Below are 20213 nucleotides of genomic sequence, written 5' to 3' on the forward strand. Positions count from 1 at the left end.
TCATGGGGTGGGAAATATCGATATGACGGTTCGGAGTCGCCTGCATGGAAGACCCCCGGAGCGACGCCGAGCTGCTCCGAGAGCTGCGCGACGGCGAGCGCGACGCCTACGTGGTCCTGTGGGAGCGCCACATCGGCGCGGCCCTGCGATACGCCCGTCGAATGCTCCCCTCCCGCGCCGAGGATCTCGCCTCCGAGTCGTTCCTCGCGATCTACCAGCAGATCACGACCTCGGGCACGGGCCCCGACTTCGCCTTCCGCTCCTACCTCAAGGCCGTCATCCGCAACACCGCGATCCGCTGGCGCAAGGAGGCGAGCAGGTTCGACGACACCGTGGAGGCGGATGCGGTCGACTTCCGCGACGCGCTGAGCCTGGTCGAGCGGGAGTCCAACGCGAACGAGCTGCTCGGAGCCTTCCAAGAGCTGCCAGAGCGCTGGCAGAAGGTGCTCTGGCTGTCGGAGGTCGCGGACGTCGCGAGACCGGAGATCGCCCGCGAGCTCGGCATCAAGCCGAACGCGGTCTCCGCGCTGCACCGCCGGGCACGATCCGGGCTGAAACTCCAGTGGCTGACGCGGCAGGTGCCCGTCGTGCTGCGCGAGGATGAGACCCACGCCGCGCGCCTGCTCCCTCGGCACCTCTCCGAGCCCGACGACCAGCTCCTCGCCCGCGAGATCACGACGCACCTCGAGTCGTGCGACATGTGCAGCGACCTGCTCGTGAGCCTGCGCACCGACGCGCGGCGACTGCAGGGCGTCACTCTCTCCGCCGCAGGCTTCGGCGCACTCGGCGTCGCGCTGCCCGCGACGAGCGCACTCGCTCCCGGCACGGCGGTGGCCGCCAGCATCCTCCTCACGGGAGCCGGCACCGGCATCGCCAGCCTGCTCGCCGGCGGTGTCGGCGTGCTGGCCGTCGGCGGCATCCTGCTCGGCTCCTTCTTCCTCCAGCCGGGGGACATCGATGCACCGGCCCTCGCCGACACGAACGTGCAGGTACCGGTCACGACACCGACGCCCGATGGGGCGTCGCTCGGTCAGACCGGCACCACACCGACCTCCACGCCCGTGACGACCGTGCCGCTGCCGCCGCGGCTCGGGCGCTGGAACTCGGACCCGAACGTTCCGCTCGTCGACTTCCGCGCGGAGCCGGTCTCGCAGTACGTTCCCCCGGCGCCTCAGCCCGCCGGGCCCGAGGTCCCCGGCCCCGGCACCGACCCCGGAGGGATGCCGACGCTGACCCCTGGTCTCACGTCTCCACCCGATGTCACGGCGTACCTCGCCCCCCAGATCACCGGCCGCACGACCCCCGGAAACTCCGTCGCGATCGAGTTCGCATCGCAACGGTACGAGGTCGATGTCGCACCGGACGGATCGTGGACCTTCGACACCCGCCCTCTCGCCTTCGACGCCGGGGCGTACGACTACGCCGTGTGGGCTTTCACCCCCACCGAGCAGTCGCTCGCGACGACGGGGACGATCACCGTGCAGACCCCGACGGTGCAGGGGTTCGAGCAGATCGAGGGGCCGATACCGCTCGAGGAGGCCCGGACGACGGGGATCGTCATCTCCCTCACCGGGCCGCCGAACGGCACGATCTGGGCCTCCACCCCCAAGACCGACGCGACCATCACCCTGGATGCGACCGGCCACGCGACCCGTCGGATCAGGATGCTCGCCGACGGGTGGTACCCGTTCGCCTTCTCCGTCATCGACGCCGACTGGTACTCCGGTCCGGGGATCACCGCACCGGTCGACGTCGTCGACCCCACCCGCGACCCCTCCTGGCCGCGCGGAGGCGGGGGGATCTTCGAGGTCGTCGATCCCTGAGCGAGGCGCGGCGCCATCGCGCCCTGAACGGCGCGGCTCGGGCGGTGCGGACCGAGGAGCCGATCACCTCATGGAAGTATCGCCGTATGCGTTCTCGTGTGTGGGCGGTCCTCGCCGTCGCGGTGGTGACCGTCTCCCTCGCGGGTTGCTCTTCGCCCCTGGACGTCTCCGAGGCGGAACGCGCTGCAGCGGCGACCTGCGAGGTCCTCCAGCCGCTGCCCGGCGTCGCCTCGGCATCCTGCGTCGTGGACGACGGCGGATTCGACGCGGGCATCTCAAGAGACACGAGCGTCACGCTCGAGGCCGGAGTGACGGCGCAGGAGGCCCACCACGTGATGACCACGTGGCTGTCGTCGAAGGACGGCGGATTCGACGAGTACGAGGTCACCGGCTCGCGCGCGACGTCGCTGCGGATGTCCCTCACGACCAATGAGGACGCGTCGTTCTCGCTCGCTCCCGGGACTCCGCCGACGGGAGTGGCCTTCGTCGAGGAGTGGCTCAGCCGGGCGCAGCGCGGGATGCCGATCTCGGCATCCGCAGGAGACGGGCGCACCATCCACGTGCCGAACGAGGGTCTCTCCCCTGCCGCGCAGGCGAATCTTCTCGATGAGTTCGCGATGCAGACCCGCACCGACGGGCTCACTCTCGCGATCGGAGACGGCTCCACCGTCGAGTCCCCCGTCTCGGCCTCACTGAGTGCGACGCTCCACGCACTCGACGCGTCCTACCTCGGCTTCGTCGCGAGCGACCCCGACCATGAGCTCGAATTCGACGTCGACGTCTTCACGGGGTCTCCTCCGCGGCTCCGCTTCAGGATCCCGACCGGGATGGCCCCGAGCATCCCGCCCGACCGGGCGCTCACCGAGACCTCGGGGTGGCCTGCGATCCGCACCGTGCTCGAGGCTGCCACACCGGGCGAGGAGCCCTACACGGTCGCCCTCACCGCCGTTCCCGGTCAGGTGATCGGCGGGTTCAGCACCTCGGGATGCGCACCGGAGCTGACCGGCCCGGAGCCCCAGTTCGGCGGGGAGCTGCAGGCGCAGTGGGCGCAGATCCACGGCATCCCCCGACCGGAGACGTGCCCGCGTTAGCGCACCGACCCCACCGGGCCCCGACCGGCAGCTCGTGGGCGAACCCGGCGGTGACAGCGAGAGGTCCCGCCGACGCCGTCAGGACGTCTGCGGGACCTCAGCGAAGGATGCGGTGATCAGGACGTCGCGGAACCCGTCCGTCGACGAGTGCGGACGAGCAGGGCGATGCCGCCCAGCACGAGCGGCAGTCCGATCAGCGCCCACAGCGACGGCACCTGACCGCCGGTGATCGCCAGAGTGGCACTCCCGTTCGGCGTCTTCCCGACGGTCGCCCCGCGCGTCGTCCCGCCCGTGTCGGGCGTGTCAGGGATCACCGGGACAGCCGTCCACTGCGCGGTGAAGGTCACTGCGACCGTCACGGGGTCGGTCGGCGTCGTGCCGGGGATCGACGACGCCCATCCGGCGAACGTGTAGCCCGCGCGCACCGGATCGGCCGGCACGACCGGCGCCTGGCCGGGTGCGACGCTCTGCGACGTCGTCGCGTCGCCGTTGGCCGGGTCGAACACCACGTCGACGGGCGCGGCGACCCACTGTGCCGTGAACGTCACCGGAGCGGTGACGTGATCCGCGGGCGTCACGCCGGGCACCGACGACGCCCAGCCCGCGAACGTGTAGCCGGGGCGCACCGGGTCGGCCGGCACGAGAGGCGTCTTGCCCCAGTCGACGATCTGCGTCGAGTCGGCGGTGGTCCCGTCGGCGTAGGCGAAGGTCACGCGGTAGTGGAAGGCGAGGACGAGGGCGCCCTGGTCGGCGACGGCGCTGTTCGCATGCCCGGTGACGATGATGCCGGTGGTGGGCGACGTGTACATGACCGGCGACGGCTCGGTGTCGGCGCTGCCGCTGCCCGACAGGGTCGGCAGACCCGTCGCATCCTCGGCTCCGACGACCGTGACCGAACCCGCGTAGGAGTCGTTCGACACGAGGTAGCCGGCGCCTGCCGCCGAGGCGAACGTGCCGCTCTGAGTCGTCAGCGAGCCGCCCGTCATGGTGAGCGCTCCGCCGCCGACGAACCGCGACCCGCCGAAGCCGGCGGCGTACTGCCCTCCGCGAACGATCACGTCGCCTCCCCGGATCGTCAACGCGCCGGCGGTCAGGTCGGTCGTGTCGCTGCCGATTCCCGGAAAGTAGGGCCACGGGTCGGCGGGGTTCGCGCTGCCGACCGCCTCGAGGCGGCCCGTGCCGACGGAGTCGTCGACGGTGAGCGTCGAGGTGCTTCCGACGTGGAGACCCGGCCCCGTCAAGGGAGCCAGGGTGAGCGAGTGGCCGTTCAGGTCGAGGGTGACGCCTGCACCGGACGGGACGCCGAGATAGTCGGCTGTTCCGCTCGCGTCGATGTCGGCGCCGAGGACGATCACGTCGCCGTCGGCGGCGGCGTCGAAGGCGGCATCCAGAGTGGTCCAGTCGGTGACGGTCGTCGTCGCCGCCTGCGCGGACGTGGCCGTGAGCGTCAGCAGTCCCGTCAGAGCGAGTACGGGTGCGAGCAGCAGAATGCCGCGTCGCCGAATAGTGCGAATCATCGTGTGTTCTCCCCAGCGTGCGATGCTCTGCCCCCAGAAGACAGAGATGTTCCGAAGAAGAGAACGAGACGAGGCGTGGAATCTGTCGGAGATCGCGAGATCCGACCCCCACCGATACACCGTTATGCAACTGTGACGGAGGATTCGTGTAACACAATCCGCGCTGCGTCGTCTCTTCTTATGAGGACGTTCTGCGCACGCGCCCCCGAAGGCCTGCGCGTCTCTCGTCCCTCGCCCCCCATACCCCTGCCGCCTCCGTGCGCCCGCCTCCCCGGAGACCCCTGTGCCGTCGACTCTCGTCGCCCTGACGCTGCCCGCGCCCACCCTGTCCGCCGAAACCGACGCCAACGCCGCGCTCATCGCGGCGGCCGCCGACGGAGATCGCGCCGCCGCCGGCGAGTACTTCGCCCAGAACCTGCGGATGCTCACCGCCATGGCGCGCCGCATCGCCGGGAACGTGATGGATGCCGACGACCTCCTGTCGGAAGCCATCGTCTCCGTGCTGGCGCTCTGGGCCCGCGGCACCGGCCCGCGCACCCATCTGGCCGCCTATCTCGCTCGTGCGATGCGGAACCGCGTGACGGATGAGCTCCGCTCCCCCCGCTCGCGCACCTGGAACCTGGATTCGTCGTGGGAGCGTGCCGCCGACAACGACCCCCGCCTGACCGAGATCGATCTGGAGCGCGACGTCGCGGCCGTCCACGAGATCCTGAGCCTGCTTCCCGACGATCAGCGCATCGTCCTGACCGCCATGCACATCGAGGGGGCGAAGCCGAGAGATCTCGAAGTGCGGCTCGACCGACCGGCATCCGCGATCTCGTCGCTCGCGCAGCGCGCCAAGGCGAACTTCCGCCGTCTTCTGGAGGAGCGCGAATCCGCCATTGCGGCACGGCACGCCATCTGCGCCTGAGCGCGGATGCCGCCTACATCCCGCGCAATCCGAGCAGCCGGCTGAAGAATCTCGGCCTGCGCTCTCCTCTGCCCGCCAGCTTGTCGTCGAGCGCGGGAGTGTGGGGAGGGAACGCGTCGAGCACGTGGTCGGCATCGAGGGTGACCGATTCGCCCTTCGATACCGCGCGCGCCGCGGGGACCCATCCCGTGACGTGGAGATACCACCCAGTGTCGAGGTCCGTCACGTGATCGGGCAGGATCACTTCGATCTCATGATCTCCGTCGAGCCACGCGCGCCCGGGCTCCACCCGAGCGACGCGGACGACCCTGGCGGAAGTGTCGGCGCTCCACACCGTGCCCTTCCGCCAGCGCTTCACCAGTTCTGCGTCTCGGCGCTCGCGGACGTCCTGCCGCCACCAGAACGTGCACAGACCCGCCAGCAGAAGTCCGGTCGTTCCCCACAGGACGATCTGGAACAGATCAGGGCTCACGGAAGTCCTCCTCAGGGCTCACGGCACCGCGGTCTCTCGCCGAGCGGCCATCCGCACGATAGCAGGCCGCTCGGATGCGGGCCGAGGGTCAGACCGCGGTGCCCACGAGTGCGCCGAGACGGGCGATCTGCTCCTCGTTGCGCCGATAGTGCGACCACTGGCCGACCCTGGTGCACGTGACGAGGTTCGCGCGCTGCAGGGTTGCCATGAACTGCGAGGCCGTCGACTGGGAGACGTTCGCTCGCGCCTGGATGTGCTTCAGGCACACGCCGACGTCTTCGGCGGGTTGATCCTGCGGAGGGAACGAACCCGGGTCCTTCAGCCAACCGAGGATCGCCAGACGCGTCGGATGCCCGAGCGCCTTGAAGGCCACGATCAGCTCGCCGCTCGTATCTCCGTCATCCATTCCCCAAGCATATTGCAGTATCGCGATTTATCGATGCATGCTAGACATAGATCGTAAAAATACGATTTAACGATGGGAGCGTCATGGGCGGGGTCGCGATGGTTGTGGGTGCGCGGGGAGTGATCGGAGGGAACCTGATCTCCCACCTGGAACGCGAGGGCGGGTGGCGGGTCATCGGTCTGTCGCGGAGGGGAGGTGCGGATGCCGGGGCGGTGCAGCACATCGCCGTGGACCTGCTCGACCGCGAAGACACCGTCTCGAAGCTCTCGACCCTGACCGACGTCACGCACGTGTTCTACGCCGCGTATCAGGATCGCCCGACCTGGGCCGGACTCGTCCCGCCGAACCTCGCGATGCTGACGAACGTCGTCGACGCCATCGAACCCACAGCCCCTCGACTCGAGCACATCAGCCTCATGCAGGGCTACAAGGTCTACGGCGCTCATCTCGGGCCCTTCGCGACCCCCGCCAAGGAAGACGACCCTCCCCACATGCCGCCGGAGTTCAACGTCGATCAGCAGCGGTTCCTCGAGCGACGACAGAAGGGCGCCTCGTGGTCGTGGTCGGCGCTGCGACCCTCGGTCGTCGCCGGAGTGGGCCTCGGGAACCCGATGAACCTCGCGATGGTGATCGCGGTCTACGCCTCGATCAGCAAGGAGCTCGGCATCCCTCTGCGGTTCCCCGGCAAGCCCGGCGCGTACACCAGCCTGATCGAGATGACGGATGCCGACCTTCTGGCCAAGGCGACCACGTGGGCGGCCACGAACCCCGAGAGCCGGAACCAGGCGTACAACATCACGAACGGCGACATCTACCGCTGGTCGACCATGTGGCCGAAGATCGCGGCGTTCTTCGACCTGGACACGGCGCCGCCTCTTCCGATGAGCCTCAGCGAGATCATGGCCGACAAGTCGGACCTCTGGGACTCGATGGTCGAGCGCCACGGGTTGCTGCCCACCCCGTACAGCGACGTGTCGTCCTGGCAGTTCGGCGACTTCGTCTTCGGCTGGGACTACGACGTGATCGCCGACACCTCCAAGTCACGCCGTGCCGGTTTCCACGAGTACGTCGAGACCGAGGCCATGTTCCTGCGCATCTTCCAGGACCTGCGCGATCAGCGCATCATCCCGTGAAGGATCGGTCGCCGGCGGATGCCGGCGCGTCGATCGCTCGTCCACGCCGCCGCGGTGGGGTTCAGAGAACCGCTACTCCGCGGCGATCCGGTCTTGCAGCGCTCGGATCGTCGTCCCGAGGATGCCTCGGGCCAAGAGCCCCCCGGACACCAGGGGGCCGGCGGAGTCCTCACCGACCGGTGGCAGGAGGAGCAGTGCCGCTCGAACGTCGGCGCTCATGTGCGCCACCTGCCAGTCGATCTCCGCGGCGACGCCATCGGGGCGGTCGATGCTCACCGCCTTCATCGCGTACGCGGCCGCCCCCAGCGCGTGAGCGCCCATGTGCGCAACACCCGAGGCCTGTGCCGCTGCACGCGCGGCGGCGACAGCTCCGGGTGCCGACACCGACGCCGCCGCACGACCCGCAACGAAGCGGCGGCGGATCTCGCCCGCAGAGTCGAGGTCTCCTCGCGCGTACGCTCGCGCCCTCGCGATCGCATCGCGAGGGCGATCATCCCCCGGCGCTTCGTTCTCGAAGGAGGAGAGAACCCGCTCTGCGCAGTCCGCGGCCCACGCCGCGACCAACCGCCGATCGGTCTCGCTGAGCGATTGTGGTGAGAGCACGCTCCCATGTTCGCACCGGATGCGGCAGATGAGCGGGTGGAGCGAAGGACGGCGAGATCCTCTGACACGCCGAACGTCGCTCTCCAGAACGCTTCCACGCACGAGATCCGAAGGGACGGCTTACCGCAGTCCTTCTTCGCAGTTGCTGCCGTCGCGCGCTTCCGATCTGAGCACATACGTCGATCCTGTGTCGGTCTCGACTGACCAGGGAGGGAACACGATGAATGTGTCCATGGCGGCCGACCACGTCGCCACTGGATCCGCGCGCGGGTCATCGGCCGCGAGTTCACGCCGGGCGGAATCAGTGGGATGGACCCTGGTCCATTCGTACATGAGTTGGCCGGTCTCTGACCAGTCCTTCTCGTTCATCTGCCGGGCGACGGATGCGGGCATGGGGATGTCGTCAGGCGTGCTGTAATCGTACGTGCAGGAGTAGGTGCGGCCGTCGTCCGCGACGTATCTCAGGGCGATCGACACGTTGGTGGAGTACCCGGGCGGCGGCCCGAGAGTCAGTCTGAGCCAGCCCAAGAGGAGGACCAAGAGCACCGCAGCACCAACCGATACGCCGATGATCCGGCGACGACGCCGAATCGATGTGGTCCGGGTCTGTTCGGTGGGCTCAGGCACGATGACCTCCATCAGTTCGTCGGAGCAGCTCGCGGAAGCCGCGGTCCACGCCCCCTGTTTCCACCGTAACCAACCGACACTTGTCGCGGCCTGTCTCCTGCGTCGGCCTCGGTCATCGTCTGGACACGGCATGTGGCTGGCTCAATCCAGAGAGAACCAAGGAACTGCGCTCAGCGGCTCGTGGTTGTCGTCCGCAACCGGCCTGATGGTGAGGACGTATCCCGGGCTGTCAGCAAACTGCCTGAGGATGACTTGTTGCGGGCCTTCTTGCACGGGAAGCCGGATCGCACCCGAGGCGATCGGCCCTTCGTCGTCGAACTGAGCGGCCATCGTCAGCTGCGTGTAGTCCGTGAGCCACAGTCCGCCAGCTCCAACATCGACTGTGCTCACCGCTTCACGCAATACCGGAGCGTCACGGCGATCGTCTGCCACCTTCACCGCCTCGTCAGCATCGTCCGGGCCGGGATAGGCGACGAACAGGGAGCCCTCGCGCATCTGCCCGACGAAGTGGGTCAGGAGCTGCTCAAGCTGCCAATCCTCATCAACGAAGCCGCGATACGTATCGGGCGCGACGAGGCAGAAGAATCCGTCGTCATCGACATGCAGAAGCACGGCATCGCTCATGGCAGCACAGTAGCTGAGCGCGGCCTCAGCGTCCCGACGGCGAACAGCGCCGCGGCGGCGACGACGAAGAGCACGACCCAGACGGCGAGATCCATAGGTCGTCGATCTCCTAGTTGAAGTCCCCGCCGGGGGCCATGTCGGCGAATCGCGAGTAGTGGCCCTGGAAGGCGACGGTGATCGTGGCGGTCGGACCGTTGCGGTGCTTGGCGACGATGAGGTCGGCTTCGCCGGGGCGCACGTCCTTGTCGTAGACGGAGTCGCGGTGCAGCAGGATCACCATGTCGGCATCCTGCTCGATCGATCCCGACTCGCGCAGGTCGCTGATGGCGGGCTTCTTGTCCTGCCGCTGCTCGGGACCACGGTTCAGTTGCGACAGGGCGATGACGGGAACCTGGAGCTCCTTGGCGATGAGCTTGAGGCTTCGGGAGAACTCCGAGACCTCCTGCTGGCGCGACTCGACGCGCTTGCCCGAGGTCATCAGCTGCAGGTAGTCGATGATGACCATGCGCAGACCCTCGCGCTGCTTGAGCCGACGGCACTTGGCCCGGATCTCGACCAGGGTCATGTTGGGGCTGTCGTCGATGTAGAGCGGCGCGTCGTTGATGCGGCCACGGGTTGCGGCGACCGTCGTCCAGTCGCGCGGGTCGAGGTTTCCCTTGCGCATGTTCTGCAGCGGGATGGCCCCCTCGGCGCTGAGCAGTCGCATGGCGATCTCGCTCTTGCCCATCTCGAGGGAGAAGAAGACGGAGGGCAGGTTGTGGCCGATGGATGCCGAGCGCGCGAAGTCGAGCGCGAGCGTCGACTTACCCATCGCGGGTCGGGCCGCGACGACGATCATCTGGCCGCCGTGCAGGCCGTTCGTGAGCTCGTCGAGCTCCCTGAACCCGGTCGGCACACCGGTCATCGATCCGTCTCGACCGCTCGCGGCCTCGATCTCCTCGAGCGCCGCGTCGACCGCGATCTGCAGCGGCACATAGTCTTCGGCCGTCTCCGAACCCGTGATCGAGTAGATCTCGGCCTGGGCGTTGTTGACGATGTCGGTCGCATCGCCCTCTCCCGCGTAGCCGAGCTGCACGATGCGCGTGCCCGCGTCGACGAGGCGGCGGAGGATCGCACGCTCCGAGACGATGCCGGCGTAGTAGCCGGCATTGGCCGCGGTCGGCACGATCGAGGTGAGCGTGTGCAGGTAGTCGGCGCCGCCGGCGCGGCCGAGCTCGCCGGTCTTGATGAGCTCGTCGGTGACGGCGACGACGTCGGTCGGCTCGCCGTGCGAGTAGAGCGAGAGGATCGCCTCGAAGATCAGCTCGTGCTTCGGCACGTAGAAGTCGGCGCCCTTGAGCGTCTCGATCACATCGGCGACGGCGTCTTTCGAGAGCAGCATGCCGCCCAGCGCGCTCTGCTCGGCGAGAAGGTCGTGCGGGGGCGTGCGCTCGTGCGGACGCCCTCCGCCGAGGCGCTCCTCCGAGATGTCGGCGATCGACACAGTGCTCCCTTCGATGCGACGAAACGTGCGTGCGGCTGCTCCGTCTCGACAGGCGGTGCCACGTGTGATCCGGCTCCGTGGGGCCAGGTGCACAGCAAACCAGGACCCTCTGACATCGGGTCGCTCGTCCACGCTATTCACGCCCGAAACAGGGTGCAACACAGCCTGTGGATAACTATGTGGAAAGGATGCGGAGAAACTCGGAGTGTCTGTGCAGAACGCATGTGGATAACCCGGTGGAGTACCGAGATTCCCTCTCCAGTTTTTGCTCTTGATCAGGACTTCCCAGTTTCCCCACCCTGTGGATGAGAATCGGGTTCAAGCGGGCATTGAAGGTTGTGGTCACAGAGCTTCACATGTGCAGAACCTGGGGAAAGTCAAGCCAGACCGCGGTTCGGGCGCGTCGCGGGATGCCGGGCCCCGGCAGTGCACCGGAATGCCGGTGGACACGTGGGCGGAGCGGGTGTATCGTCAGCGCATCGACGCAACCGCGTCGACGGTGCGTTTGCCTTCAGAGGGGGAGGTGGAACGTGGACGCTCGGGCCACCCGACGCGGCATACCAGCCGGCGTCATCTGGGCTGGATTCGGTGTGCTCGCGTGGGCCGCCCTCACGATCCTCACCGGTGGCAGCGCAGCCCACGCCGACGAGCAGGACGGGGGTCCGCTCGACGGACTCACCGGACTCGTCAGCAACACGGTGAGCACCGTGACCGCCCCGGTCGCTCCCGTCGTCACGCAGGTCGTCGCCCCCGTCGTCACCGCCGTCGTCGCCCCCGTGCAGCAGGCGGTCCCCGCGGTGGTCAGCACCGTGACGCAGACCGTCGCTCAGGTCCCGGTCGTCGGCCCCGTCGCCGCACCGGTCGTCACGACGGTCACCGATACCGCACAGGCGGTCGTCGCCCCCGTCACCGGCGTTCTCACGGGCGCTCCGGTCTCCACGATCACGAAGCCGATCGTGGATGCCGTGACCGGCCTTCCGATCGTCGGCGACCTGGTCGACGACCTCGGCGTGCCCCAGGTCGTGGATGACGTCGCGGGTGTCGTCGACGACACGACCGGACTCGTCGGCGGGATCGTCGAGGGGACGATCCCGCCGGTCCTCGAGGCTCTCGAGCCGCAGATCCCCGTGGTTCCCGGCGAACCCGGTACCCCGGGAACCCCCGGCGGCACGGACTCCGGCTCGTCCGCCCAGCCCGGTGAGTCCGCGGCATCCGTCGACGCCGCCGTCGCCACGGCGACCGGCATCTCCCCCGCGTCCGCACCGGACCGCGGAGGCCTCCGCGGCATCCCTGGCGTCCCCTCATCGGCCGGCGCCCCCGCAGGCCCGCAGAACGGCGTCCCGTCGCCATCGAACGACCCGGCATCCGCGCCGCCCGGCGCGCCGGTCTCCCCGTCTTCCTCCGCCGGCACCGGCGGAGGCTCAGCGGCTGCCACCGCTCGAATCAGCGACGACGGCATCCCCCTGCTCCGTGCTGTGGAGCAGGATTCCGGCGCACCCGACGACGCTCTGCCGGCGTCTCCGGTCGCCGACACCGACGTCTCCCCTGACTGACGCCGTGTCGAGCCGCCCTCCCCTGTGAGGACGGCAGATGACGTGCTGCGCGCGCACCCCAAATCCCGCGCGCATCCCATCTTTCGACACAGCTCAGTCAGGAGCTCAATCATGCGCACATTCATGAAGCGCGCCCTCTGGGGCACGCTGATCGCCGGCGGGATCACCCTGCTCGGCGCCTCGGTCGCCAACGCGGCCGAGACAGACGGAGACGACGGCATCCTCTCCGGCACCCAGGTGGTCGCGCCGATCTCGGCCCCGATCACGGTCGCGGGCAACGCGATCTCCCTCCTCGGTTCCTCCTCCACCCAGGCACCCGCCCCTGCGGCCCCTGCGCCAGCCCCCGCCCCTGCGGCGGAGACGAGCGGCGCATCCGGCGCGGCCTCAGGCAGCCAGGCAGTGGTCACCGTGAACCTCCCTGTCACCGTGCAGAACAACGCCGTCAGCGTTCTCGGCACGTCCTCGACCAGCACCCCGGCCGCAGTTCCCCAGACTGGGGCTCCCCAGGCCCCGCCGACGGCCGGGGTGCCGTCCGTCCAGACCAGTGGCGACGACGGCGTGCTCTCGGGCACGCAGGCGCTGCTCCAGGTCAACGCCCCGATCACCGTGTCGGGCAACGCCATCTCGGTGCTCGGCACCAGCGGCGTCACGGGTCCCTCCGCCGCAGCACCGGCGCCGGCCCCCGCAGCACCGGCCACGGCGTCCACCGGCGGCTCCGACGGGCTCGGCAGCGGCACACAGGCAGTGGCACCCGTCACCGCTCCCGTGTCGGTGCTCGGCAACGCGGTGTCCGTGCTCGGCACGAGCTCGGTCACGGGCGCACCGGCATCCGCGCCGGCGGCATCCGCACCGGCCGTCGCTGCCGGCACCTCCGGCAGCGAGTCGATCCTGGGCGGCAGCCAGGTCGTCGCCCCGGTGACCGCACCGGTGTCGGTGCTCGGCAACGCCATCTCGGCCCTCGGCACCAGCCGAGTCACCGGGACACCCGGCGCCCCCGCACCCGCCACCCCCACCGCGGGCAGCGGCCCCACCACCGGCGGCAGCGAGTCGATCGCCGGCGGCACCCAGGTCGTCGCCCCCGTGACCGCACCGGTGTCGGTGCTCGGCAACGCCGTCTCGGCCCTCGGCACCAGCCGAGTCACCGGGACACCCGGCGCCCCCGCACCCGCCGCCTCACCGGCCCTCGGCGGGGTTCTGACCACCGGAGCGGGCTCGATCCTCGGCGGGACACAGCTCGCGCTGCCGATCAGCCTCCCGATCACGATCGGCGGCAACGCCATCGCCGTGATCGGCGAGAGCACGGTGACCACCCCGGGCACGAACCCTGGAACGAACCCGGGCACCAACCCGGGAACGAACCCCGGCACCAACCCCGGAACGAACCCCGGCACCAACCCCGGAACCACCCCGGCCACGAGTCCCGCGACGAGCGGGCACGGAGCCGCCGCGACCGCGACGGGCGCTGACGCGCTCGCCACCACCGGAGGGTCCCCGGCGCTCGGGCTCGCCGCGGTCGCCGCTCTCCTGCTCCTCCTCGGCGCTGGACTCTCACGCCGTCGTCTCGCGACGGCGTGACCATACCCCCGGCGGAGCGGTCATCCTCGGGGGAGGAGATGCCGCTCGCGTCGGGAGCGTGGGTGCGCCGACGAGAGACTTCGGGATAGGTGCCCCTCACTCGCCCGCAGTCTGCGGCGCCCCACGCGATACAGCGGATGCCCCGTGGCCCTCACCACGGGGCATCCGCCATGCCCTCAGGACGGATGCCGACGGCATCCGTCAGCCGCCGTCGTGCGGCTTCCCCAGTACGCAGAACGCCCCCTGTCCCGGAGGACAGGGGGCGTTCGACAGACGTCGCGCCTTACTTGGCGGCGACGACCTGCAGCGTGATGACAGCGGTCACGTCGTCGTGCAGACGAACCGTGGCCTCGTGCTCACCGGTCGACTTGATGGTCGACGTGATGTGCACCTTGCGCTTGTCGATCGAACCGAGACCGGCAGCCGCGACAGCGTCTGCGACATCGGCGGTCTTGACCGAACCGAAGAGGCGACCCTCGGCGCCCGCCTTGACGGCGAGACGGACCTTGGTGCCCTCGAGGGAGTTCTTCAGGGCCACGGCCTCGTCGCGGTCGTGGATCGCGCGAGCCTGACGAGCAGCCTGGATCGAAGCGACCTGCTTTTCGCCACCGCGGGTCCACGCCGTAGCGAAGCCCTGGGGGATGAGGTAGTTGCGGGCGTACCCGTTCTTGACCTCGACCACGTCACCGGCGCTTCCGAGCCCGGCGACCTCGTTCGTGAGAATCAGCTTTGCCATATCCGTACCCCTTAGCGGCCAGCGCCGGCGTAGGGCAGGAGAGCCATCTCGCGAGCGTTCTTGATCGCGCGAGCGATCAGACGCTGCTCCTGCACGGAGACACCGGTGATACGACGGGCGCGGATCTTTCCACGCTCCGAGATGAACTTGCGAAGCGTGGCGACGTCCTTGTAGTCAATGACGCCGACCCGGATCGACTTCGCGGGAGCGGTGGGCTTGCCACCCTTCCGCGGCTTGCGGCGGTCGCCGCTCGACTTTCCAGCCATAGTTTTTCCTTAGTTATGAGACGGATGCCGAAGCATCCGGAGATCCTTGATCAGAACGGGGTGTCGTCGCCGAAGCTGCCCGGGGTGCTCCACGCATCTGCGCTGGTCGACGAGCCGGGCGTGGACCACGGCTCCTCCGACACCTGCTGCGCGGGGCGGGACTGCCCGCCACCCTGACCGCCACCCTGGCCGCCGCCGTTCGACGCCGCACGGGTGACCTGCGCAGTCGCGTAACGGAGCGAGGGGCCGATCTCGTCGACCTCCAGCTCGATCGCGGTGCGCTGGTTGCCCTCGCGGTCCTGGTAGGAGCGCTGACGCAGACGGCCGGTCGCGATGACCCGCATGCCCTTGGTCAGAGAACCCGCCACGTGCTCGGCGAACTCACGCCACACGGACGCGCGGAGGAACAGCGCTTCGCCGTCCTTCCACTCGTTCGCGGCGCGGTCGAAGTTCCGAGGCGTCGATGCGATGGTGAAGTTCGCCACCGGCAGTCCGTTCTGCGTGTACCGCAGCTCGGGGTCGGCCGTGAGGTTGCCCACCACGGTGATGACTGTTTCGCCGGCCATGAGACTTAGGCCTTCGCAGCCTTGGCCGCCTTGCGAGCAGCCTTCTCCTCGGTGAGCTTCGCCTCGGAAGCGATCATCGCCTGAGCTTCCTCGGCACGCAGCACCTTGGTGCGCATGATCGACTCGTTCAGCTTGAGCTGACGGTCGAGCTCCTGCGTGGCCTCGCTGGTAGCGGTGAAGTTGACGACGGCGTAGATGCCTTCGTTCTTCTTCTGGATCTCGTAAGCGAGACGGCGCTTGCCCCAGATGTCGACCTTTTCAATCGAGCCACCATCGTTGGTGATGACCTTCAGGAACTTGTCGAGCGTCGGGGCGACCGTGCGCTCATCGATCTCGGGGGTCAGAATGACCATGAGTTCGTACTGGTGCGTCACTTACCCACCTCCTTCGGACTAGAACGGCTTCCGGGACTTTCCCGGAAGCAGGAGGGTGTGTAGCACGTCGACCGCCCGTGCATCCGAATGGATGCCTGAGGGCAGACAACCTGCACAGTCTACCTGATGCGGCTCGGAGTCGCGTCCACAGCCCTTCCGGGCCACTTGGCATGCTGGAAGCGTGCCGGTGAACGCCACCGGCCGCGACCAGAGGGGGGACGCCATGCGCGTCAACAAGTGGGGGGTCGGCGTGGTTCTCGCCGCCGCCGTCATGCTCACCGGATGCTCCGCAGGGGCCACGGACAAGCCCGCCGACGCGAAGCCGTCTGCGAGCGCCTCGCAGGAGGCGGAGGCGCCGACGACCGGCTGCCCCGAGCTCACGGAGGGCGCGAAGATCGACGGCGCCGCGCTCGGCGGCTGCATCGCCGACGCCACCTCGTCCATCGCGGGGTACGCCGCCACCTCGACGGTCATGGGCATGGAGACCACCGGCAGGTACAACCCCTCGGAGAAGGCGCTCGAGTCGACCACTCCGATGGGCTCGGTCATCGTGATCGGCTCCGACGCCTGGGTGAAGTCGGCGACCGGCGCCTGGCAGGTCGCGGACTCCACGTCCAGCGACCCGATCATCGCCGGACTCAGCATGGGCGCGACGGCCGCCGCCGCATCGAGCCCCACCGCCATCGCCACGCTCCTCGCGGGCGACTTCACGGTCACGGGCACGGGCGAGCGCCTGGGCCAGAAGGTGTTCCTCGTCTCCGGGACGATCGAGACGCAGGGCGTCGCCTCGTCGATCGTGCTGGAGCTCACGAAGGACTTCGCCCCGCTGGCGACCACCGGCACCGCCGACGTCAGCGGTCAGTCGATCGAGTCGGTCACCGTCGTCACCGAGTGGGACGTGAAGCAGGACATCGTCGCGCCGCTCTGAGCGGATGCCGACAGCGAAGGGCCGGGGCGCACGCTCCGGCCCTTCGTGCGTCTCGGGCCGGGTGTGGCTCGGGCCGGGTGTGGCTCGGGCCGGGTGTGGCTCGGGCCGCGTGCGGCAGCGGTATCGTCCGGGGCCGCGGGCGGCGGCGGTATCGTCCGGGGCCGCGGGCGGCGGCGGTTCACAACTCCTCAAAATCCGGGCCGTTCGAGCCGATCCGGACCCGAGCGAGCAGGAATCGCGCGATTCTTGAGGAGTTGTGAACGCCGCGCCGGGCGCATGCGTCTGGAGCCGAGTGCGGCGGCATCGGCATCGGCATCGGCGCCGGCATCGGCATCGGAATCGGCGTCGGTTCACAACTCCTCAAGAACGGGGTCGTCCGGGCCGATCCGGGCCGGAGCGAGCCGGAACCGCGCAACTCTTGAGGAGTTGTGAACGCCGCGCCGGGCGCATCAGGCGCGGGTCGCGAGCAGTTCCGTGATCTCGTCGAGGCGGGGAGCGGATGCCGCGGCCCCCGGTCGCTGCACGCACAGGGCCGCGGCGGCCGAGGCGAACGGCACAGCCGCTGCGAGGGCGTCTCCTGCCGCGAGACGGGAGGCGAGCGCCCCGCAGAACGTGTCGCCCGCGGCGGTCGTGTCGACGGCGGTGACCGGGAACGCGGGGATCCGCGTCTCCTCGCCCGCGGAGAGGACGAGCGCGCCAGCCGCTCCGAGTGTCACGACGACGGTCCCGACGCGTGCGGCGAGGAAGCGCGCAGCATCGGCGACCGCGTCATCCGCGACCCCCTCGACCGGCGCAGCATCGGCGACCGCGTGATCCGCGAACCCCTCGACCGCGGCCCCCTCGACCGAGACCCCCGCGGCATCAGTCACCCCTACGGTCGGCGCCCCCGCGGCATCCGCGGCCCCGCCGACCGGCGCGCCCGCGAGGTCGAGGCACTCGTGCTGGTTCACGATCAGCACATCCACGAGCGCCAGCTGATCGTCCGACAGGGGCCTGCTGGGCGCGGCGTTGAGAACGGTCGTCGCCCCGCGCTCCTTCGCCGAGCGGAACGCCGACAGCACGGCGTCGAGCGGCACCTCCAGCTGCGCGAGGACGAGGTCGTCCCGGCCCGCCGACGCGAGAGCGGATGCCGCCTCCGCGGTGATCGCGGCGCCGTCGCCGTTGGCCCCGGCGACGACCACGATCGCGTTCTCGCCGTCGTCGGCGACCATGACGAACGCCGTGCCCGTTGGTCGCTCGGAGACGGCGAGTCCCGCGCGCACCCCCTCGTCGATGAGCACTCCGCGGAGTCGCTCACCGGCCTCGTCGTCGCCCACGGCTCCGACGAACGTGGTCGAGGCTCCAGAGCGGGCGGCGGCGACCGCCTGGTTCAGCCCCTTGCCACCGGGGCCGCTCGCCGCCCCGGTGGCGAGGATCGTCTCCCCCGGGGCGGGGATCCGCGGCATCGACACCGAGGTGTCGAGGTTGGCGCTGCCGAGCACGATCACTCCCACGTCGGCGCCCCCGATCCTCCCGAGCACAGGGTCATCGCGCGATGGCCTCCGCGACGGTGAGCCCCGCCAGGTCGGGGATCCCCAGACCGGTGAGCCGGATGCCGTCGGCATCGAGCCCCGCGGGGATCCACTCCTCGCCGAACAGCACGGCCGCCGCCGCTCCCGCCAGTGCGGGCAGCGATGCGGCGTTGCGCGGCTGTGCGAGCGCGCCGAGCAGGAGGTCGTCGGCGTCGGTCGCGGTCGCGACGTGGGCGAGCAGGAAGCCGAAGGTCTCGGGCGCCGCGATCGGGTAGCTGTAGACCCAGTCGCCGACCTCGGTGCTCAGGCGTCGCGCCCGATCGAGGGGACCGTTCGCCTCCCCCGCGACGCGCAGCGACGTCTCGGCCATGCGTCGGCTCCAGGTGTCCGCGGGCAGTTCGGCGACCGCGAGGGCGACGGCATCCGCTGCCGTGGCCCCGTCGAGCAGCGACTCGAACAGGACGGCGGAGGCGCGGGCGCACCAGATGCCGTCGAGCGAGTGCGTGATGGCGGCATCCGCCTCCGCCGCGTCGACCGCACCGTTCCCGCGGTGCACGGCGACCGCGGCGAGCGCGCGCACGGTGGCGATGTCGTCGAAGTAGTGCGCGTTGTCGTGCCCGGACTGCGGGGGAACGGCTCCGTGGCGGAGGTTCTGCAGCGCGAGCTTCGTGCCGATGCGAGCGCGGAACCCCGAGGCGGGGTCCTCCTCGATCTCGGCGAGATGCCGCCACTCGGTGAGGCCGAGACCCCTGGCGTGCTGACGGGCGGAGAACGCGAACCACTCGATGTTCTCACCTGCGCCGGGGTGCAGGGTGGTCGGAGGGGCGGCGTGGGTGAACGGGCGGGGCACGGTGGTGGTGCGGTCCTCGTCGCCCAGCTTCGCCAGGATCCGCACGCGGTTCACGCGCTTGGGGGGAAGGGCGTAGACGCGGAAGTCCGCGTTCATGGAGGACGCCGACTCCCCGGCGACGATGCCCCGGGTGAACAGGTCGATCAGGGGGGTGGTCATGCGCGCGCCTCCTCGACGATGCGGGTCAGGGTGTCGGCGGCATCCAGCGGATGGATCCCCGCCATCGAGCGGATGCACGAACCGGCGACAGGGCGGAGCCCCGCCACCCACTCGTCGGGCAGATCGCCGATCCCGGAGATCGCCCCGCCGATGCAGCCGGCGATGGCCGCGGTCGTGTCGGCGTCGCGGCCCATGTTGACCGCGAAGAGGATGCTGTCGGCTGCGCGCCCCCTGGCGTGCAGGACCGACGCCATCGCCAGGCCGACGGCCTCCGGGGCGAGGTCGGCCCAGAAGTAGTCGACCACGGCGAGGCGGTCGTGGAGGGCGAGGGCCAGCGCGTCGTCGTCGAGACCGGAGTTCACGAGGTCGCGCGCGTCCCTGAGGTTGCGGGCCGTCCAGCTGTCGGCGGGGATCGCGGCGAGGCCGGCCTCGTAGCAGGCGGCCGCGTCGGCCCCCGTGAGCGCGGTGGTCACGGCGACGGCGACGACCACTCCCGCCCAGATGCCCTCGGTGGTGTGGCTCACGGCGCCGTCCGCTTCGGCGAGGCGCTGCGCGAGCGCGGCATCCCCGTCGGCGACGATGCCGAGCGGGCTGACCCGCATCGCGAGGCCGTCGCTCCAGCCGTGCATGGTGTCGCCGCTGAGCGGAGGCCGGATGCCGCGGCGCAGGTTGTCGATCGCCGCCATCTCGCTGAAACCGCCGCCCGTGAAGTCGTCGGCCTGCGGGAGCACGTCGTCGATCCAGGTCTGCGCGAAGTCGTCGGCTGTCGCCGTGACGCCCACGCGCTGGATGGTCTTGGCCGTGAGGAGGGCGTACTCGGTGTCGTCGCTGCCGGCGGGCTCCGGGTCGAGGTAGCCGGTCACACGTCCGTGGGCGGCCTGGATCTCCGCGGCGGAGAAGCCTTCGACCGGTCGCCCGATCGCATCGCCGATGGCGAGCCCGGCGAGCGAGCCGCGCGCGCGGTCCTGCAGGGTGGGCGTGGGAGGGGTCATGACTGTCCTTGTCT

At 69.9% G+C, this 20213-nt stretch carries 21 protein-coding genes; 7 read left to right on the plus strand and 14 right to left on the minus strand.

What is annotated here, in order from left to right; translation table 11 throughout:
- The first annotated feature begins 44 nt into the window (after positions 1–44).
- The gene (locus ACFY5A_RS04960; RefSeq protein WP_387232139.1) at positions 45–1823 is read left to right on the plus strand and encodes an RNA polymerase sigma factor; all 1779 of its coding nucleotides are present in this window, start codon (positions 45–47) and stop codon (positions 1821–1823) included.
- An 86-nt stretch (positions 1824–1909) separates the two neighbouring features.
- Entirely contained in the window at positions 1910–2914 is a 1005-nt protein-coding gene (locus ACFY5A_RS04965; RefSeq protein WP_387232141.1) for a hypothetical protein, read from the plus strand.
- A 116-nt stretch (positions 2915–3030) separates the two neighbouring features.
- On the opposite strand, the gene ACFY5A_RS04970 is transcribed toward ACFY5A_RS04965, so the two are convergent.
- Complete coding sequence (locus tag ACFY5A_RS04970) at positions 3031–4431, minus strand: InlB B-repeat-containing protein (RefSeq protein WP_387232143.1); 1401 nt, start codon at positions 4429–4431, stop codon at positions 3031–3033.
- Between the two features lie 283 nt (positions 4432–4714).
- Between ACFY5A_RS04970 and ACFY5A_RS04975 the strand changes: the two genes are divergently transcribed.
- Complete coding sequence (locus tag ACFY5A_RS04975) at positions 4715–5341, plus strand: RNA polymerase sigma factor (protein WP_387232145.1); 627 nt, start codon at positions 4715–4717, stop codon at positions 5339–5341.
- A gap of 13 nt (positions 5342–5354) precedes the next feature.
- Here ACFY5A_RS04975 and ACFY5A_RS04980 read toward each other — a convergent pair whose 3' ends face one another.
- Together ACFY5A_RS04980 and ACFY5A_RS04985 are read right to left on the minus strand one after the other, a co-directional pair.
- Positions 5355–5813: a hypothetical protein gene (locus tag ACFY5A_RS04980; RefSeq protein WP_387232147.1), complete on the minus strand. Its 459-nt coding sequence runs from the start codon at positions 5811–5813 to the stop codon at positions 5355–5357.
- Positions 5814–5901: 88 nt separating this feature from the next.
- On the minus strand, positions 5902–6219 hold the full coding sequence (locus ACFY5A_RS04985) for an ArsR/SmtB family transcription factor (protein WP_387232149.1): 318 nt from the start codon (positions 6217–6219) through the stop codon (positions 5902–5904).
- 83 nt (positions 6220–6302) lie between these two features.
- On the opposite strand from ACFY5A_RS04985, the gene ACFY5A_RS04990 reads away from it, so the two are divergent.
- A complete protein-coding gene (locus tag ACFY5A_RS04990) occupies positions 6303–7352 on the plus strand; it encodes an SDR family oxidoreductase (RefSeq protein WP_387232151.1) in 1050 nt (349 codons plus the stop codon).
- A gap of 72 nt (positions 7353–7424) precedes the next feature.
- Here the strand turns inward: ACFY5A_RS04990 and ACFY5A_RS04995 are convergent, their stop codons facing one another.
- From ACFY5A_RS04995 to dnaB, 4 genes are all read right to left on the minus strand, one after another.
- Positions 7425–7955 (minus strand): putative immunity protein, encoded by a 531-nt coding sequence (locus ACFY5A_RS04995; protein WP_387232153.1) that lies wholly within the window; start codon positions 7953–7955, stop codon positions 7425–7427.
- Positions 7956–8075: 120 nt separating this feature from the next.
- The gene (locus ACFY5A_RS05000; RefSeq protein WP_387232155.1) at positions 8076–8582 is read right to left on the minus strand and encodes a hypothetical protein; all 507 of its coding nucleotides are present in this window, start codon (positions 8580–8582) and stop codon (positions 8076–8078) included.
- Positions 8583–8723: 141 nt separating this feature from the next.
- The gene (locus tag ACFY5A_RS05005) at positions 8724–9206 is read right to left on the minus strand and encodes a hypothetical protein (RefSeq protein WP_341940844.1); all 483 of its coding nucleotides are present in this window, start codon (positions 9204–9206) and stop codon (positions 8724–8726) included.
- 109 nt (positions 9207–9315) lie between these two features.
- Complete coding sequence (gene dnaB / locus ACFY5A_RS05010) at positions 9316–10689, minus strand: replicative DNA helicase (protein ID WP_105676779.1); 1374 nt, start codon at positions 10687–10689, stop codon at positions 9316–9318.
- Positions 10690–11219: 530 nt separating this feature from the next.
- On the opposite strand from dnaB, the gene ACFY5A_RS05015 reads away from it, so the two are divergent.
- On the plus strand, positions 11220–12242 hold the full coding sequence (locus ACFY5A_RS05015) for a hypothetical protein (RefSeq protein ID WP_387232157.1): 1023 nt from the start codon (positions 11220–11222) through the stop codon (positions 12240–12242).
- Between the two features lie 111 nt (positions 12243–12353).
- Entirely contained in the window at positions 12354–13817 is a 1464-nt protein-coding gene (locus ACFY5A_RS05020; RefSeq protein WP_387232159.1) for a chaplin family protein, read from the plus strand.
- A gap of 283 nt (positions 13818–14100) precedes the next feature.
- Here the strand turns inward: ACFY5A_RS05020 and rplI are convergent, their stop codons facing one another.
- Genes rplI through rpsF form a run of 4 tightly spaced genes read right to left on the minus strand, consistent with a single transcriptional unit; the run spans position 14101 to position 15759 of the window.
- Positions 14101–14553, minus strand: a complete 453-nt coding sequence (gene rplI, locus ACFY5A_RS05025; protein WP_105676775.1) for a 50S ribosomal protein L9 — start codon at positions 14551–14553, stop codon at positions 14101–14103.
- An 11-nt stretch (positions 14554–14564) separates the two neighbouring features.
- A complete protein-coding gene (gene rpsR / locus ACFY5A_RS05030; RefSeq protein WP_045257356.1) occupies positions 14565–14819 on the minus strand; it encodes a 30S ribosomal protein S18 in 255 nt (84 codons plus the stop codon).
- Positions 14820–14869: 50 nt separating this feature from the next.
- Positions 14870–15385: a single-stranded DNA-binding protein gene (locus ACFY5A_RS05035; RefSeq protein ID WP_105676774.1), complete on the minus strand. Its 516-nt coding sequence runs from the start codon at positions 15383–15385 to the stop codon at positions 14870–14872.
- 5 nt (positions 15386–15390) lie between these two features.
- Positions 15391–15759: a 30S ribosomal protein S6 gene (gene rpsF, locus ACFY5A_RS05040; protein ID WP_105676772.1), complete on the minus strand. Its 369-nt coding sequence runs from the start codon at positions 15757–15759 to the stop codon at positions 15391–15393.
- Positions 15760–15982: 223 nt separating this feature from the next.
- On the opposite strand from rpsF, the gene ACFY5A_RS05045 reads away from it, so the two are divergent.
- Positions 15983–16687, plus strand: a complete 705-nt coding sequence (locus ACFY5A_RS05045; protein ID WP_105676798.1) for a hypothetical protein — start codon at positions 15983–15985, stop codon at positions 16685–16687.
- Between the two features lie 449 nt (positions 16688–17136).
- Here ACFY5A_RS05045 and ACFY5A_RS05050 read toward each other — a convergent pair whose 3' ends face one another.
- From ACFY5A_RS05050 to ACFY5A_RS05060, 3 genes are read right to left on the minus strand one after another with little or no spacing between them, the layout of a single operon-like run.
- Positions 17137–18180, minus strand: coding sequence for a ribokinase (locus ACFY5A_RS05050; protein ID WP_387232161.1), 1044 nt, complete (start codon positions 18178–18180; stop codon positions 17137–17139).
- Positions 18181–18211: 31 nt separating this feature from the next.
- Positions 18212–19207, minus strand: a complete 996-nt coding sequence (locus tag ACFY5A_RS05055) for an ADP-ribosylglycohydrolase family protein (RefSeq protein ID WP_387232163.1) — start codon at positions 19205–19207, stop codon at positions 18212–18214.
- Complete coding sequence (locus ACFY5A_RS05060; protein WP_387232165.1) at positions 19204–20199, minus strand: ADP-ribosylglycohydrolase family protein; 996 nt, start codon at positions 20197–20199, stop codon at positions 19204–19206. Before ACFY5A_RS05060 ends, ACFY5A_RS05055 begins: the two co-directional genes overlap by 4 nt.
- Positions 20200–20213 lie beyond the last annotated feature (14 nt).

Origin of the sequence: Microbacterium sp. NPDC012755 (genome assembly GCF_042901325.1) — a bacterium.
In the GTDB taxonomy this organism is placed as follows: Bacteria; Actinomycetota; Actinomycetes; order Actinomycetales; family Microbacteriaceae; genus Microbacterium; species Microbacterium natoriense.

What these genes read in the sequence shown, in the direction of transcription:
- ACFY5A_RS05055 (WP_387232163.1), bottom strand. Translation starts at nt 19,207, where the DNA reads ATGACCACCCCCCTGATCGACCTGTTCACCCGGGGCATCGTCGCCGGG.
- ACFY5A_RS05060 (WP_387232165.1), bottom strand. Translation starts at nt 20,199, where the DNA reads ATGACCCCTCCCACGCCCACCCTGCAGGACCGCGCGCGCGGCTCGCTC.
- ACFY5A_RS04990 (WP_387232151.1), top strand. Translation starts at nt 6,303, where the DNA reads ATGGGCGGGGTCGCGATGGTTGTGGGTGCGCGGGGAGTGATCGGAGGG.
- rpsR (WP_045257356.1), bottom strand. Translation starts at nt 14,819, where the DNA reads ATGGCTGGAAAGTCGAGCGGCGACCGCCGCAAGCCGCGGAAGGGTGGC.
- ACFY5A_RS04965 (WP_387232141.1), top strand. Translation starts at nt 1,910, where the DNA reads ATGCGTTCTCGTGTGTGGGCGGTCCTCGCCGTCGCGGTGGTGACCGTC.
- ACFY5A_RS05045 (WP_105676798.1), top strand. Translation starts at nt 15,983, where the DNA reads ATGCGCGTCAACAAGTGGGGGGTCGGCGTGGTTCTCGCCGCCGCCGTC.
- ACFY5A_RS05005 (WP_341940844.1), bottom strand. Translation starts at nt 9,206, where the DNA reads ATGAGCGATGCCGTGCTTCTGCATGTCGATGACGACGGATTCTTCTGC.
- ACFY5A_RS05035 (WP_105676774.1), bottom strand. Translation starts at nt 15,385, where the DNA reads ATGGCCGGCGAAACAGTCATCACCGTGGTGGGCAACCTCACGGCCGAC.
- ACFY5A_RS04970 (WP_387232143.1), bottom strand. Translation starts at nt 4,431, where the DNA reads ATGATTCGCACTATTCGGCGACGCGGCATTCTGCTGCTCGCACCCGTA.
- rplI (WP_105676775.1), bottom strand. Translation starts at nt 14,553, where the DNA reads ATGGCAAAGCTGATTCTCACGAACGAGGTCGCCGGGCTCGGAAGCGCC.
- ACFY5A_RS05020 (WP_387232159.1), top strand. Translation starts at nt 12,354, where the DNA reads ATGCGCACATTCATGAAGCGCGCCCTCTGGGGCACGCTGATCGCCGGC.
- ACFY5A_RS04985 (WP_387232149.1), bottom strand. Translation starts at nt 6,219, where the DNA reads ATGGATGACGGAGATACGAGCGGCGAGCTGATCGTGGCCTTCAAGGCG.
- ACFY5A_RS04960 (WP_387232139.1), top strand. Translation starts at nt 45, where the DNA reads ATGGAAGACCCCCGGAGCGACGCCGAGCTGCTCCGAGAGCTGCGCGAC.